Below are 15,613 nucleotides of genomic sequence, written 5' to 3'. Positions count from 1 at the left end.
CCGCCCCGCCCAGGGCCCGGGTCCGGGGCACGGCCAACAGTGCCGCCACGGCCATCTCAGCGACGCCGGACCCGTAGGTCCACGCCCGGGCGCTCCCCGGCAGCTCCGGCGGGATGAGCCCGTCGAAGGGTCGGGGCGCCACGAAGTGCAGCGCGCCCATCGCCCCCAGCGCGGCAGGCATGGACCAGTACCGGACGGCGTGTGCCGTGTCGTTGAGTGCCGTGTCGTTTCCCATTCGCCCGAGACTACGGACCCCGATCCCGGCGTTCTCACCGAACGTGCGGCAGCACTCGTTCCCCGAGCAGTCGCAACGACTCCCACGCGGCGTCGATCGGCATCCCGCCGCACATCGGGTGGCCCGCGATCAGGCCCAGTTCGCGAGACCGGACCCGCTCGACGAGCTGGTCCGGGGTGGCCACCAGGTACACCCCCTCGGCGCGCAGGTCCTCGACCGAGCGGGCGTCGGAGTGGACGAAGGAGTTGCGACCGGAGGCCGTCTGCCAGGCACGGTAGGCCTCCGCGTCGGCGAGGAGGTACCCGCCGTACCTCTCCCAGAACTCGTCGAGATCCTGCGCGCAGAATACCGCGGCGGGACCAGAGACCGGGGTCACCACGAGGCCGGGCTCATGCCCGTTCGCGCGACACTCGGCCCGGTACAACTCGGCGAGCTCCGGATCGTTGACCTGCGGTTGGTAATGCATGCCCAGGCGCCCGGCCCGACGGGCGGCCGCGCCTGCGCCGCCGAGGAAGATCAGCGGGTGCGGATCCGAGAATGGTCTCGGTGTCACGCGCGACCGAGGCGAACCGTCGACCGGATCGTCGCCGACAGGCTCCCCCGCCCACGCCGCGAGCATCGTCTCCAACTGCTGTTCCAGCCGTGCCCCACGCCCCTTCCAGTCCCGGGAGTGCATCGCGTATTCGACCGGTCGGTAGCCGAGCCCGAAGGTGAAGCTCACCCGCCCGGACGCCACGTGGTCGAGGACCGCGATGTCCTCGGCCAGCCGGACCGGGTCGTACAGCGGCGCGAGCAGGGCCCACACCGCGATCTGGATCCGCTCGGTCACCGCGGCCACCGCCGCCGCAGCGATGAGCGGCGACGGGAGATAGTCGTCCTCGGAGCCGTGGTGCTCGGAGAGGTTGACGGCGTCCTGGCCCGACTCCTCCGCGTACCTGGCCATGGCGAGGGCCGCCCGGTAGCGGTCCCGGCGCTCGGCCGCGTCCGCGCCGGGCGCCCGGAAGTCGAAGCGGGTGACGACGTAGACCATCAGGCGCGGTCCATCAGACCGCGGTACCCGCGCGGGAGTCGGCGAGGATCGAGTAGGACGTGCCTCGCTCCTCCCGCTCCCACCAGGTGTCGGCACCGCCGGCGGTGCCACCGACCCCGTCCTCGACCAGGGCTCTCTTGAGGATCTTGTTGGTCGCCGTGGTGGGGAGCGCATCGGAGACCCGGACCCAGCGCGGCCACGCCTTGGGAGAGAGATCGGGCTGGGAGGCCAGGAACTCCTCGAACCCGGCGGGCTCGAGCTCGCTGTCGTGCCGGACCACCACGGCCGCGGCGAGCTGGTCGCCGACGCCGCGGGGGTCGGGCAGCCCGTACACCGCCACGCGGGAGACCGCGGGATGCCGGAGGAGGATCTCCTCGACGATCCCGGCGGCCATGTTCTCCCCGTCGACCCGCAGCCAGTCCCCGCTGCGACCGGCCATGTACACGTTGCCGTCCGCGTCGCGGTAGGCCAGATCGCCGGACCAGTACATCCCGTCCCGCATGCGATCGGACGTGGCCTGCTCGTTGTTGTAGTAGCCGGCGAAGAAGCCGGCTCCCTCGGTGTTGACCAGCTCGCCCACACACTCGTCGAGATTGGCCACCGCACCGGTGTCGTCGAAGATCGCGCGGGGACACTCGGTGACCGTCACCGGGTCGTACACCGCGACCCCCGGGAACGGTTCGCCGATGGACTCGAGCGGCGAGTTCTCGGTCCGGACGACGATGATCGCGAGTTCGGTGGAGCCGTAGGCGTCCCGCACGGTGCAGCCGAACCGCTCGGCGAACGCGGGGATGTCCTTGGCCGCGGCCTCGTTCCCGAAGGCCGCGCGCAGGGTGGTCTCCGCGTCGTCGGGGCGAGCCGGGGTGTCGAGGATGTACGCGAGCGGTTTCCCCACGTAGTTCATGTACGTGACCCCGTACCTGCGGATGTCGTCGCCGAAGCGGGTCGCACTGAAGCGTCGGGCGAGCACCATGGTGGCGCCCACGGCGATCGCGGGCGAGAAGCCACTCATGATGGCGTTGGAGTGGAACAGCGGCATGGACAGGTACAGCACGTCCTCGGAGGTCAGCTCGAAGGACGGAGCGAGCGCCTCGCCCGACATGGTGACCGTGAAGTTGCCGACCTGCACCGCTTTCGGGTCCCCGGACGTCCCCGAGGTGAAGATGAGCATGAACGGGTCGCCGGCATCGGCCACCGGGGGATCGGCCGGGGGCTCCGACGCTGCGACCGTGGCCGCCCACTCGTCGGAGTCCGTGTCGATGACACTGACATCGCCCAGGTCCAGCCCGTCGAGCAGGGGCGCGAGCTGGGAGTCGGTGAGCAGGACCTGACAGTCCGCCCGCCTGATGTCGCGGGCCAGCCCCTCACCGCGACGAGTCGCGTTGATACCCGCGATGACGACGCCGCCGAGAGCGCCCGCGGCGAGCGCGTAGAGCATCTCCGGGGTGTTCTCCAGGAGCGTGCCCACGTGCCGGGGTCGGGAGTCGTCGAGCATCGCGTCGAGTGCTCCGGCGCGACGGTCGGCGGCCGAGATGTACTCGCGCCAGGAGATGGTCAGGTCCTCGTAGCGGATCGCCGGGGAGTCGGAGTCGGCGTGACGGCGGAGTTGTTCGCGAACGGTGTCGGCCATGGGGGTCCTCGGGGACGCAGGGGCGGTGTGATCTGGATCATAGCGAGTCCAGCTGACACTCGTCAGGAAAGTTCGATCGCGGGCCGACCCACGGCGCCCGGACCCCTCCTGTCGGCCCTGAACTGCCTGGCCGTGACCCCCCACCACCGGCGCGCGTACTGACTGAACGTCGTCACGTCGTCGAGGGCCAGGGCCGAGGCGATCTGGTAGAGGGGGATCTCGGTGGTGGCCAACAATCGGGCGGCCACATCGCGCCGCACCTCGTCCCGGATCCCGGAGAAGGACGTGCCCTCACCGGTGAGGTGCCGCTGCAGGGTCCGCGGCGAGACCGAGAGGAGTGCGGCGACGTCGCCGAGGGTCGAGGTCCCCGTGTCGAGGGACCGCAGGAGCAGGGTCCTGGTCCGCTCGGCGTACGTCTGGTCCCGTGCGGGACCGTGCTGTTCCAGATAGCTCAGAGCCAGCTCGTGGGCCATCAGGTCGCCGCCCGTGATCTCCCGGCCGAGGAGCGCGGCGGGGACGCGGAGCATCGCGGCCGACGCGAGTGGCCTCGCCGGGGCGGAGAACAGCTCCCGGTAGCGAGCGGGCACCGTGTTGAGCGGGTTCGGGAGCTCGACCGACAGCAGTCCGTACTCCCCCCCGAGGAGGGCGAGCATGGACCGGTGCAGGAAGAGCAGGACCATGTCGACCGCCTGGGGCGGCAGCGCGGCCGCGTCGTCCCGGTAACCGAACCGCACCCCCAGCACACCGGGGTCCGCCTCCGGATCCGGGACGACCGTGATCTCGAGCGACCGGGCGTGGAAGAACAGGTACTTGGAGGTCATCTCCAACGCCCGGGTGGTGGTCGGGGCGTGCCTGATGGCCGCGGCCACGGGGCCGAGCAGACCGAGGTCCTGACGCAACGCCACCCGCAGGCCGAAGTCGGGGCAGCGCAACTCGACGGCCGCCGTCTCGAGGAGGAAGCCGATCGCGAGATCCTGCACCAGGATCTCGTCGCTGTCGAGGGCGCCGCCCGGCAGCCCACTGCGCCGGGCCAGGTCGTCGGCGTCGCCACCCAGCGCATCGATCACCGCCCTGACGCCCCTCAGGCCTGCCGATCTGACGTATGCCACCTCAGAACTCTCCGCCACATGGCGCGATAGAGCAACCTCTTGGCGCGTTTCGGCAACTTGTTCGGCGGGATCGGGACTATCGTCCTCCGCATGACAGCCTCTGCTGACCGCCGCCCACCGGCCGGCGCACCCGAGAACCCGCTGGACCTCCTGATCGTCGGCGCCGGCATCTCCGGCATCGACCTGGCCCACCACGTCTCCACCACGTTCCCCCACTGGTCGTGGGAGGTCCACGACGCGCAGGACGACCTGGGCGGCACCTGGAACACCTTCCGCTACCCGGGGATCCGGTCGGACTCGGACATGGCCACGTTCGGGTTCCCGTTCCGCCCCTGGCCTCACTCCTCGACGCTCGGGCAGGGTGAGGAGATCAAGGAGTACATCCGCGACACCGCCCGTGACTGCGGGGTCCTCGAGCGCCTGCATCTGGGGTCCTGGATACAGAACGCGGACTGGCAGAGCGAGAAGGGCCTGTGGAAGGTCACGAGCGTCCGGGCGGAGGGCGGGAGCTCCACCGAGCGCACGGTGTGGGCCCGCCGCGTCCACTACGGGTCCGGCTACTACTCGCACTCCCAGGGCTTCCGACCCGACTTCCCGGGCGAACAGGAGTTCGCCGGCGAGATCATCCACCCCCAGTTATGGCCCGAAGGCGTCGACTACGCGGGGCGGAAGTTCATCGTGATCGGTTCCGGAGCCACCGCCGTCACCCTCGTCCCGGCCCTGGAGAACCTCGGCGCCGACGTCACGATGCTCCAGCGGACCCCGAGCTACGTCGCCCCGCTCCCCGAGAAGGACATCATCAGCGCCGTGTGGCAACGCGTGCTGCCGGCACAACCGGCGTACCGCGCCGCCCGTTTCACCCACGGCGCTCGCGACATGGTCCAGTATCTCGTCGCTCAGCGGTTCCCCTGGGCCTTCACCCAGGGGCTGCGGCTCCTGCAACGCCGCTACATCTCCCGCGAGCAGATCGCCGAGCACTTCACCCCGTCGTACAAGCCCTGGGACCAGCGGGTGTGCAAAGCCCCCGACGGGGACATCTTCCGGGCGATGCAACGGGGCGCGCGCGTGGTGACCGGACACATCGACACGTTCACCGAACGCGGTATCCGCCTGGATTCGGGCGTGGAGCTCGAGGCGGACGTCATCGTCTCCGCCACCGGCCTGGAACTCGAGGCGTTCGGCGGCGGAACCCTGAGCATCGACGGCCGCGAGCTCGAGCCCGCCGACCTGACCACCTACCGCGGCATGATGCTCGCCGGCGTGCCCAACTTCAGCTTCACCGTGGGGTACGTCAACGCCTCCTGGACCCTGCGGGCGGACATGGTCTCCCGCTACATGGTCAAGCTGTGGCGCGCGGGCGAGAGGAACGGGGAGAAGATCTACGCGCCGATCCCTCCCGAGGTGAAGGGCGATCGCCCGCTCCTGGACCTCGACGCCGGCTACGTGCAACGCGGGGTGCACAAGTTTCCCCGACAGGGCACCGCCCGCCCCTGGACATATGTACAGAACTACCTCGCCGAGATCCCCGAGCTGACCTTCGGTGACCAGCGTCGCGACATGGCGTTCGACGCGCAGATCCCGCAGGAGGCCGTCCGATGACCCGCCGCGTCTTCATCACCGGCGCCGCCTCGGGGCTGGGACTGGCGCTCGCCCGCGAGTACCTGGCCGCAGGCGACGAGGTCATCCTCACCGACCTCCATGCCGAGACGCCACCAGCGGTGCGCGGACTCAGCGGCCAGTGGAGCTACCTCACGCTCGACGTGACCAACGATGACGACTGGGCCGCCGCCGCGCTCGCCGTCGACAGGCTCGACATCCTCATCAACAACGCCGGCATCGCGGTCGGCGGCAGGCTGGACTCCACCTCGATGGAGAGCTGGCAGCGCATCGTGGACATCAATCTGCTCGGCGTGGTCCGCGGGTGCAAGACGCTGGTCCCGAAGCTCGGGCGAGGCGGCCGGGTGGTCATCACCGCCTCCGCCGCAGGTCTGGTGCACGCGCCCCAGATGGGCGCCTACAACGCGACCAAGGCGGCGGCGGTCGCGTTGGCGGAAACCCTCGATGCCGAACTCAGGCCCCGCGGCATCAGCACATCCGTCATCTGCCCACTCTTCTTCCGGTCGGGCCTTGCAGACTCACTGTCCGGGGATGATCCGAGAGCTGACCAGACCGCCCGGATGCTGCTGTCCAAGACGCCTCTCACGTCGGAGAAGGTCGCCGCACGGTCCATCCGCGGCATCAACGCCAGGCGCCTCGTCATCACCCCCGACGCACTGAGCACACTCACCTGGTACTCCAAGCGGTTCACCCGGGTTCCGTTCCTCGCGGGAACCCGCCTCATCGGACGGGTGGCCGAGCGGCGGGGCTAAGAAGCCTTTCAGAGCGGCACTATCGGGGATCGATGTGTGACAGATTGTCCCATCTCCTCCGCGTAGCGCGGCGCCAGGGCTTCCATCTGCTGCATGACCTGCTGGATGGCCTCGGGCTGCTGGTCCGGCGGGTAGCCGTGTTTGCGCAGGCTCCGCTTGACCGATGCGCGGAGCTTGGCTTTGACGTCCTCGCGAACCGTCCAGTCGGTGCGGATGTCGCGACGCATCGTGGCGACGATCGAGCGGGCGATCTCGGCGAGGACGTCGTCGCCGAGGACGTCGACCGCGGACTCGTTCAGCGCGACCACGTCGTAGAACGCCAGTTCGTAGCTCTCCAGCGGCGGTTCGAAGCGCTGCCCACGGTCGGCCTCCGCGCTGACCTCCTTGGCGAGCTCGACCAGCTCGGCGATCACCTCGGCGGCCGTGAGTTGCTGATTGGTGTACCGCACCATCAGCTCGTTGACGCGCTCGGAGAACAGCCTGCGCCGTACCTCGTTGCCGTGCGTGACCGTCGCGGCCTCCTCCAGCAACGTCGCCTTGAGCGCCTCGATCGCCAGGTGCGCCTTGGAGGGTTTCTGCGCCTCCTCGACCCACTGCGGGGTGAGCGTGTCCAACCGCGGAAGCGGCAGTCCGGCTTCGCGATAGATGTCCACGACTCCGGTGCTCGCGGCGGAGTCGACGATCAGCTCGCCGAGAATGCGCTTGATCTCGTCCGGGACCAGCTCTCCGGCGCCGATCCTTTGTTGCGCGTCGAGCTTGAGCATCCAGACCCGGGCCTCTTCGACGAACCGCACCTCGGGCCGGACCGTGTCGAGGGCGTCGTTCCCCGCCGCCAGGGCCCACGCCCGCGCGAGTTTGGATGACAGGTCGCGGAAGCGGTCGGCGAGAGGGCGCGCGTGCGGGTCGTCGTCGTCGCGGTTTCCCGGTGTGCCCGGCGACCGGAGGCGGGTGACCACGGTGAGGAGCGCATCGCGCCAGCCGGTCTTGGCGTTGGCGTGCCACTGCGCCTTCCACTCGTCACCGATGAGCTCACGCACGCCTGCGAGCAGGTCGAGCACGATCTGCGCGGCCTCCTCGGAGGTGCGGCCGACGAGCCGGTCGCCGCCCTTCGGGGCCTCGCGGGTGAACTCCTCCAATGCCTTGGACAGGTTGTCGGTGAGCGGCGCGTAGCCCACGAGCAGCCCGTCCTGCTTCCCACGGAGGGTGCGGTTGACGCGGGCCAGCGTCTGCATGAGCAGCGCCCCCTTGAGCGGCCGGTCCACGTACAGCGTGTGCAGCGCCGGGGCGTCGAAGCCGGTGAGCATCATGTCCTTGACGATGATCAACTCGAGCTCGTCGTCGGGGTTCTTCACCCGCTGCTTCACCGCGGCGATCGCACTCGGACGCCGGAGATGCCTGGTGACGTGCTCCTCGTCGCCCGGATCGGCGGTGTAGACCACCTTGACCTTGCCCGTGTCGTCGGCATCGGAGTGCCAGTCAGGGCGGAGGGCGACGATCTCCTGGTACAGGTTCGCGGCGATGGATCGGGTGGCGCAGACGATCATCGCCTTGCCCGGGACACCCAGGAAGGGCCGCATGGCGTCGCGGCGGGTTTCCCAGTGGGTCACCAGGTCGGCGGCCAGGGTGCGGATGCGCTCGGGGGCGCCGTAGACGGTGTCGAGCTTGGCCACCGCCCGCTGGAGTCGTTCGGCGTCCGCGGCGTCGAGGCCGCTCAGTGCCTCCTCCGCAGCATCGTCGAGCGACTCGTCGTCCACGCCGGGCAGGCGCGCCAGGCTGATCAGTCGCGGTTCGTAGACCACGGGGACCGTGGCGCCGTCCTCCACCGCCCGGTGCAGGTCGTAGACGTCGATGTCGGCGCCGAAGACGCGGCGGGTGTCGCGCTCCCCCTCGGTGATGGGGGTCCCGGTGAAGGCGATGAGGGTCGCGTGCGGCAACGCACTCTTGAGGTGCGCGGCGTAGCCGTCCAGGTTGTCGTAGTGACTGCGGTGGGCCTCATCGGCGATGACGACGATGTTGCGCCGGTCCGAGAGCAGCGGGTGTGTTGCTCCGGAGTCGCGTTCGGACTTGCTCAGGCCGAACTTCTGCAGGGTGGTGAAGTAGATGCCGCCGGAGCGGCGGTCGGCCAGTTGTGTCCGCAGATCGTCGCGGGTGCGGACCTGCACCGGCTGCTCGGGGAGCAGGTCGGAGATCTGGAAGCCGTCGAACAGTTGGGAGTCCAGCTCGGTGCGGTCGGTGATGACGATGACCGTGGGGTTGGCCAGTCGCGGGTGCCGCATGATCTTGGCGGTGTAGAGCTCCATCTCCATGGACTTGCCGGAGCCCTGGGTGTGCCACACGACGCCGGCCCGGCCGTCGGAGTCCACGGCGCGGACGGTGGCACCGACGGCTTTGGTGACGGCGAAGTACTGGTGGGGTTTGGCGATGCGTCTGATCAGGCCGGACTCGGTGGCGTCGAAGGCGGTGAAGTCGCGGTGGAGTTGGCCGAAGCGTTCGACGTTGAACACGCCGTCGATGAGGAGGTCGAGTTCGGTGATGGGTTCCGCGGAGCCGTCGAGGGTGGTGAGGGGGGCGATGCGGCGGCCGTCGTCGTCGACGTTCCAGGGCGCGAAGTGGTTCCACGGGGTGAACGGCGTGCCGTAGCGGGCGGAGAGGTCGTCGGTGGCGACGACGACGACGGCGAAGCGGAACGCCATGGGGAATTCGTGGAGATAGGTGCGCAACTGGTTGTACGCGAGCTCAGCGGTGGCGTTCTTGGCGCCCGGCTTCTTTAGTTCAAAGATCGCGAGCGGCAGTCCGTTGACGTAGGCCACCACGTCGAATCGTCGTTCGTGTTCGCGGCTACGGACGGTCACCTGGTCCACGGCGTGGTACCGGTTGCGCGAGGCGTCGGCGGACAGGAAGCGAATGACGGGGGCGACCTCACGGCCGTCGTCGTCGATGTAGGTCAGGCCCTTGTAGCCGTCGAGCAGGACATGGTGAATTCGGTGGTTCTCGGTTACGGCGTCCTGCGACTTGGGGGTGATCACCTCGGCCATGGCCTGCTGGAGGTATTCCTCGGGCACGTCCGGGTTGAGGTTGATCAGCGACTGCAGGAGGGTGCCCCGCAGGACGATGTCGTGCCACGAGTCGCGCTCCCCCGAACCGGGTGCCAGGGACGGGCCGGAGCGGTGTTCCCATTCGCGCTCGGCGAGGGCGTCGAGGATCCCCTGCTCGGCTTGGGCTTCGGACCAGCCGTAGGTCATCGCGCCCTCCCGAGGTCAGAACAGCGCGAAGCGTGGTCGGACATGAAAAAACCTGCCCCCAGAGGGGGCAGGTGGTATGCCCCGACGGTAGTTGGTCTGCAGCGCGCGTACAACTGACGCAGGGCCGAGCTGTTCAGCGAGAAGCCGGCGGCGGGTCCGTCACTGTATGCGTCACTGCACTCACCACCACTGACGTTCAGTGACCTACAGTGAGCAACACTGACGGGTAGACATTGAATCGCCTCCGGGGTGCCGCCGGTCGACCATGGGGGCCGCTGCGAGACCGATGCCTGGTGCGCCTCGCCCCTGAACCTCAGACTCACAGTGAACCTCCCATGGTCCAGTCTTGCTGGTTTATGCGTCGCTTCTGACGCTCCCCGTTTCGTCTCGAATTAAGGCCTGAACTGCGGAGATGGCTCATTCTGCGGCCTACTTCTTTCTTAACTACAAGGCTTCTGTCGCGCACGCATCCAAGCTCGGGTTCCTTGGCCGCTTCGGACCATCCGCCGAGGCGTGACCTGCACTTTGTTAGTTTAGGCACCCCCCTAATCTCACAGAGATCCGCGAAACCCGCTGACGTTGACGGATTAAGGTGCCGCTGAATCGCGCGTTGGGACGCGGCAGCCCAACAATCCCGGGCTGTGAGCGGTCGCCAGTGCACCGCGCGACCCGAACCCTGGGGAACCGTCCCCTGGGCAACGTCTGGGAGCTGACTCACCTCGTCACTGTTGTCACTGCATTCATCGACGTTCAGGAACATACACTGACCTCCAGTGAGCACCACTGACCTACAGTGACGGAGATCAGCATGGATGAGTCCGATTTCATGACTGTTATCGATCGACTTCGCCGGCAAGGCACTGACGACGCAACGACCGAGGTCAAAGCAGCCGCCGAGTCCTTGGGCAAGTCCGTCTGGGATTCCGTCAGCGCGTTTGCCAACACCGCTGGCGGCTGGATCATTCTCGGCGTCAGTGAAGAACTCGGGTTCCAGCCTGTCGAAGGGTTCCGCATAGACGCGGTGTGCAGCCAGTTCATCGACGGCATGGGCGACGGTAACGAGCAGGGCGCTCGACTGGTAAATCCGCCCGCTTATCACGTCAATCGATTCAACTATGAAGGCCAGCAAATCCTGGCAATCGAGATCCTCGAGAACGGTATCGGCGCTAAACCGTGCTACATCAAGAGCAAGGGCGTTGAAACCGGCAGTTACAAACGAATCGACGATCGCGACGTCCGTTTGAGCAGAAGTGAGATCTTCAGCCTTCAGACTGCACACACGATCTCTCAAGCTGACCGAGCACTGGTCGAGGACTGCTCTGCTGATGATCTCGACCCGAAACTGGTCGACCTCTTGGTCACCGCCCCAGGAAACGCCAGGGCGGTGCGGCGATTGACGGAGCGCGGCGAAATGCTCGCCCGTCTGAATGTGACCGACAAAGAAGGACATGTGCGATTGGCCGGGCTTCTCACCGTGGGCGATTACCCACAGCAGTTTTTCCCGCAACTGTACGTCGACGTCAGCGTGCATCCGACTGTAGAGAAAGCGTCGGCCACTACTCAGCTTCGGTTTCTTGACCGAGTCGAATGCGTGGGACCACTGTCCGAGGTGGTGTCTGATGCGGTAGCCGCCGTCGCCAGGAACCACAGAACATACTCCGTTGTCACCGGAGTAGGCCGAACGGACGAACTGGAGATTCCCGAAGAAGTACTGCGGGAGGCCATCGGCAACGCCGTGCTGCACCGTGAGTACCACCCCATGTTCTTGGGACAAGCTGTGGCAGTCGACATCTACCCGGACCGGGTGACTGTCACCAGTCCCGGCGGGCTCTGGCAGAAGACGAGGGACAACATTGGGGACGGCATCTCCCGATGTCGGAACCAGACACTTCTCCAGATGCTGAAGAATGTGCCGACCTTGGGTTCCGGCGGGAAGGTGGCAGAAGGGCAGGGTGGCGGGGTGCCGTTGATGCGCAATGAAATGCGCGCCCGCTCGCTCGAAAGTCCAGAGTTCACTGTGACCCCAGACAGTGTCATCGTCGAGTTTCGCCGTCATGGCGCAGATTCTGATGCCCACCGACGCTGGGCACGCGATGCCGTCGGTCGTGACCTCGCTCGTGGTGAGGACGCATTGCTGGCGATCGCCCGGCGTGAGGGTCGTGTCACCGTCACGACGGCTCGAGATCAGTTGGGGATGGACTCCGACGACGCGCGGCACACATTGCACGCCCTCACCCGAGAAGGAGTTCTCACGCCCATAGGGACTGAGGAGTTTGCTCTTTTCGGGACTCCAGCCGCGCCGGCGGATACCGAAGAGGCGGTGCTCAACTCCCTCTCCCCGATGGCCCCCATCTCCATCGCCGAGTTGTCCGAGCTCACCGGGAAGTCGAGGGGCTCTCTGCGACCGGTTCTGCGGAGACTTGTCGAGGAGGGGCGGGTTCGGGCCACCGCGCCCCCTCAGAGTCGGCACCGCAGGTACCTTCTGGTCGAAGAACCTCCGACGACCGGCTAACCGCCCAGAGCCGTCTCGCCGTGTCCGGAACGGATTCGACCGTGCTGCTAGGTCCGTGGTGCATATAGGACGTCGTTGATGCTCAAGGAACAACACCGACGAACGCAGAGTAGACACTCAAAGCACATCCTCGGCAGCGCGCTCAGCATCCTTGACGGTGATCCGGCCGTTCATGAGCAGGGGCAGCAGTTCGTCGCGGGTGCAAGCGAGCCTGTCGTTCTCCGCCTGACACGAAGACTGGCGCTCACGGACCGCTTGAGCCGTCCTGTTGAACCTCTCCAAGTCCTCCGGCGAACACTCAAGCACGGGCAACTTCTTGAACGTGCCGCGGGAAATTTCGAGGAACGTCGCTCCATTCGCCCAGGTCTCAAACTCGGCCGTTCGGGCCCGCACCTGACTTTCGAGCCACCATTGCATCTCAGACTCGACCGCATTGAGCACGATGAATCCTTGATTCACGGCCATTGGTTTCCGAGAGACAGCTACCGCGCCGATCGTCGCACGCGATGTCATCAGGATGCTGCCTTCCGGGTAAAGCGGTGACGCGCAGTTATTTAGCCCCTCCTCACTAATTCTCCGGGTTGTGTGGGCAAGCCATGGGCCATCGACACCAGTGACATCGGTCGGAGTTGCCCAGCCGACAACACCATCCCAGTAAAGTGGATTCTTGGTTGAGGGAGTCCCGCCGCCTCCAACAGCAGCAACATCGGCGAATGTGCGCCCCGTCGAAGCCTTCGGTGTTGAGGAGTAGAGCGCGCGAATCAAGACATTACCTGCATCGACCACACGTCGGTTGGCGGCGATCTTGTCGTCCAGCGCACCGAGGACCTCCGTGGTAGCCCGCTGAACCTCAAGCGAGGGCAACGCGATATTAATTGCCTTCGCCTCGGGGAAGTAGAGAGTCCGGTGAGTGGAGCCGTAGGCCCACTGACGAATGCTCTCCGCTTCCCAAACCAATGCATACCGAAGATAGTCTGGAATCAGCTCCGGACCACAAACCCAGTTCACAAAGTCTTGGCTTGTACACATCGAAGTATCAATTTGAAGAACGTAGCCGACTGATGCTGTCCTAGAGAGGCAAACGGTGCCCTCCGGAAGCAGCCGGGTCGAGGAATTCTCCAATCCAAGTTCGGAAATTGTCTGGAGGGTCTGGTCAATGCGCTGGCCATGGTTAGCAGTCGCGTCTCGAATACCGATCCATGGAATGCCGCCGTCCCAGTACTCCGGATTCGAACGGCGCGGTGTGTGACCTGACTCGAGCCGGGCGAGGGCGCTTAATGGCGTCCATGAAAATCCGCCCGGAAGTTCTGTTCCTGGGTTGCCGATGCTGAGAACCCCACGGCCGGGGACCACTGCGGTAGTCGCATCTCGGCCTCCCGTCTTGGTTTCCCTGCTCATCCCAGCCTCCCCAACTGCTCGCGAACAACGGCATCCAAACGGGCCGACTCGTCCAACGCCGCGGTGAGCTCGCCGGTGAGCCGCGCAATCTTCTCGTCGATCGGTTCGTCGTCCTCTTCCGCCTCGGGGACGCCCACGTAGCGGCCCGGGGTCAGCGCGTAGCCGGCGGCCTTGATCTCCTCGAGCGTGGCCGACTTACAGAAGCCAGCCACGTCCGCGTACTCGCCCACCGCAGAGGGGCGGCCCCGCCAGGAGCGGAACGTCTCGGCGATGCGCTGCAGGTCCTCCTCGCTCAGCGTGCGCTCCACGCGGTCGATCATGTGGCCGAGCTCGCGGGCGTCGATGAACAGCACCTGCCCTCGACGATCCACCGATCCGCCCGTGCCAGCGGCTTTATTCTTCGAGAAGAACCACACGCACACCGGGATGCCCGTCGCCCGGAAGAGCTGCCCCGGCAGGGCGACGATGCACTGCACCACGTCGCCCTCGACCATCGCCTTGCGGATGTCGCCCTCGCCGCTGGTCGAGGTGGTCATGGTCCCGTTGGCCATCACCACGCCGGCCTCGCCGTTCGGCGCCAGCTTGGACAGGATGTGCTGCATCCACGCGTAGTTGGCGTTGCGCTTGGGCGGCACGCCGTAGACCCAGCGCGGGTCGTCCTCGCGACGTGCCCAGTCCTTGATGTTGAACGGCGGGTTGGCCATCACGTAGTCGGCCTGCATATCCGGGTGGATATCGCGAGCGAAAGTGTCACCCCACCGCGAGCCGAGGCCCTGTGAATCGATCCCGTGGATCGCCAGGTTCATCTTGGCCATCCGCCACGTGCGCTCGTTGAGCTCCTGCCCGTACACGGCGACGTTGGTCGGATCCTCCTTGTGCCCCTCGAGGAACTTCTCCGTCTGCACGAACATGCCCCCCGACCCACAGCACGGGTCGTACACGCGCCCCGAATGCGGTTCGAGAATCTCCACCAGCGTCCGCACCACTACGGGCGGGGTGTAGAACTCGCCGCCGCGCTTGCCCTCTGCCTTGGCGAACTTGTCCAGAAAGTACTCGTAGACCTCCCCGAGCAGATCCCGCGCCTTGGAAGCGCCACCGCCGGTGAAGCGCGCCGCGTTGAACAGGTCCACCAGCTCACCCAGTCGACGCTGCTCGACATTGTCGCGACCGAACAACACCGGCAGGGTGCCCACCAGCGACTCGTTGGCCTGCATCAACGCGCGCATCGCGGCGTCGATCATCTCACCGATCGACTGCGCGTCGTTGGTCGACGACGCCGGGATGCCCTTGGCGTGCCGCGAGAGGTACTCCCAGCGCGCCTCGGCGGGAACCCAGAACACGCCGGAACCCAGGTACTCGTCGGCGTCCTCGAGCGTTTCGGCGAGGTAGGCCTCGTCCTCCCCGGCCAGCTCCTGACGGATCGTGTCGCGGCGCTCTTCGAAGGCGTCCGAGACGTACTTGAGAAACACCAACCCCAGCACGACGTCCTTGTACTGCGACGCATCCATGGACCCGCGGAGCTTGTCCGCCGCCTTCCACAGCGTGTCCTTGAGTTCCTTGGGGGTCGATGCCTCCATCGGCATCGGAACCAACACTTTCGCCATCAGGCGTTCTCCTTGTTGCTGTGTGGATCATCGCGGTGGGCGACCTGCAAGGTGCCGGCCGCGAGTCCGTCGGAAAGTTCTATGGTCAAGTCGTCGAGCGCACTCAACTCGGCCAGGAGCCGTGCCCGATGCTCGGCGGCCCGTGCCGCCACCGTGCGCCAAGGGCTACAGGCGTCGACGACGACGGTGCGCAGCCGCCAGGAACGGCAATCCGATCCCCGCGCAGCCGAAATATCTCGAACCGCGAGCTCGGGAAGAATACGTCGCGATCCCTCGACCGGTTCCAGACACCGCAGGATCCGGGCCGGCGCCTGAACGGCATTGCCGCCGACTGTGTCGATGATCGCGGCCGGCCCCCTCGTCGTCGTAAACACCACGTCGTCCGGCTCCGTGAGCCGGAACCGAGGCGCGCGTCGGACCAACTCGACCAGGTCGACCGACCTCGACCCGATCGCGCACTGGCCGCGCACCTCGTCCGGGCCGA

Annotated in this window: 10 protein-coding genes and 1 pseudogene; 3 read left to right on the top strand and 8 right to left on the bottom strand. The window is 66.8% G+C overall.

The window, feature by feature from the left end:
* From G6017_RS15930 to G6017_RS15915, 4 genes are all read right to left on the bottom strand, one after another.
* A partial coding sequence (locus tag G6017_RS15930; protein WP_524536321.1) for a DoxX-related protein occupies positions 1–235 on the bottom strand: 235 nt, incomplete at its 3' end.
* Between the two features lie 34 nt (positions 236–269).
* Entirely contained in the window at positions 270–1,265 is a 996-nt protein-coding gene (locus G6017_RS15925) for an LLM class flavin-dependent oxidoreductase (RefSeq protein WP_182618235.1), read from the bottom strand.
* 13 nt (positions 1,266–1,278) lie between these two features.
* A complete protein-coding gene (locus G6017_RS15920; protein ID WP_182618233.1) occupies positions 1,279–2,895 on the bottom strand; it encodes an AMP-binding protein in 1,617 nt (538 codons plus the stop codon).
* A 62-nt stretch (positions 2,896–2,957) separates the two neighbouring features.
* Positions 2,958–4,004 carry an AraC family transcriptional regulator gene (locus G6017_RS15915; RefSeq protein ID WP_179524095.1) on the bottom strand — a complete coding sequence of 349 codons (1,047 nt, stop codon included), beginning with the start codon at positions 4,002–4,004 and terminating at the stop codon, positions 2,958–2,960.
* Between the two features lie 90 nt (positions 4,005–4,094).
* Here G6017_RS15915 and G6017_RS15910 point away from each other — a divergent pair, with 90 nt between their 5' ends.
* Together G6017_RS15910 and G6017_RS15905 are read left to right on the top strand one after the other, a co-directional pair.
* Positions 4,095–5,603 carry a flavin-containing monooxygenase gene (locus tag G6017_RS15910; RefSeq protein ID WP_182618231.1) on the top strand — a complete coding sequence of 503 codons (1,509 nt, stop codon included), beginning with the start codon at positions 4,095–4,097 and terminating at the stop codon, positions 5,601–5,603.
* Complete coding sequence (locus tag G6017_RS15905; protein ID WP_182618229.1) at positions 5,600–6,373, top strand: SDR family NAD(P)-dependent oxidoreductase; 774 nt, start codon at positions 5,600–5,602, stop codon at positions 6,371–6,373. The genes G6017_RS15910 and G6017_RS15905 overlap by 4 nt, the downstream gene beginning before the upstream one ends.
* A gap of 8 nt (positions 6,374–6,381) precedes the next feature.
* On the opposite strand, the gene G6017_RS15900 is transcribed toward G6017_RS15905, so the two are convergent.
* Complete coding sequence (locus tag G6017_RS15900) at positions 6,382–9,615, bottom strand: type I restriction endonuclease subunit R (protein WP_182618227.1); 3,234 nt, start codon at positions 9,613–9,615, stop codon at positions 6,382–6,384.
* 808 nt (positions 9,616–10,423) lie between these two features.
* On the opposite strand from G6017_RS15900, the gene G6017_RS15895 reads away from it, so the two are divergent.
* Positions 10,424–12,127 carry an ATP-binding protein gene (locus G6017_RS15895; protein WP_182618225.1) on the top strand — a complete coding sequence of 568 codons (1,704 nt, stop codon included), beginning with the start codon at positions 10,424–10,426 and terminating at the stop codon, positions 12,125–12,127.
* A gap of 117 nt (positions 12,128–12,244) precedes the next feature.
* On the opposite strand, the gene G6017_RS15890 is transcribed toward G6017_RS15895, so the two are convergent.
* The 3 genes and pseudogenes from G6017_RS15890 to G6017_RS17130 form a co-directional block, all read right to left on the bottom strand.
* Entirely contained in the window at positions 12,245–13,525 is a 1,281-nt protein-coding gene (locus tag G6017_RS15890; protein WP_182618224.1) for a restriction endonuclease subunit S, read from the bottom strand.
* A complete protein-coding gene (locus G6017_RS15885; RefSeq protein ID WP_182618223.1) occupies positions 13,522–15,129 on the bottom strand; it encodes a class I SAM-dependent DNA methyltransferase in 1,608 nt (535 codons plus the stop codon). The genes G6017_RS15890 and G6017_RS15885 overlap by 4 nt, the downstream gene beginning before the upstream one ends.
* A pseudogene (locus tag G6017_RS17130) lies at positions 15,129–15,613 on the bottom strand (DNA-binding protein); the annotation flags it as partial. The gene G6017_RS15885 and the pseudogene G6017_RS17130, both read right to left, overlap by 1 nt.

The organism is Dietzia sp. B44 (assembly GCF_014145245.1).
Taxonomy (GTDB): domain Bacteria; phylum Actinomycetota; class Actinomycetes; order Mycobacteriales; family Mycobacteriaceae; genus Dietzia; species Dietzia natronolimnaea.
This window is presented reverse-complemented; position numbering and strand designations above follow the sequence as displayed.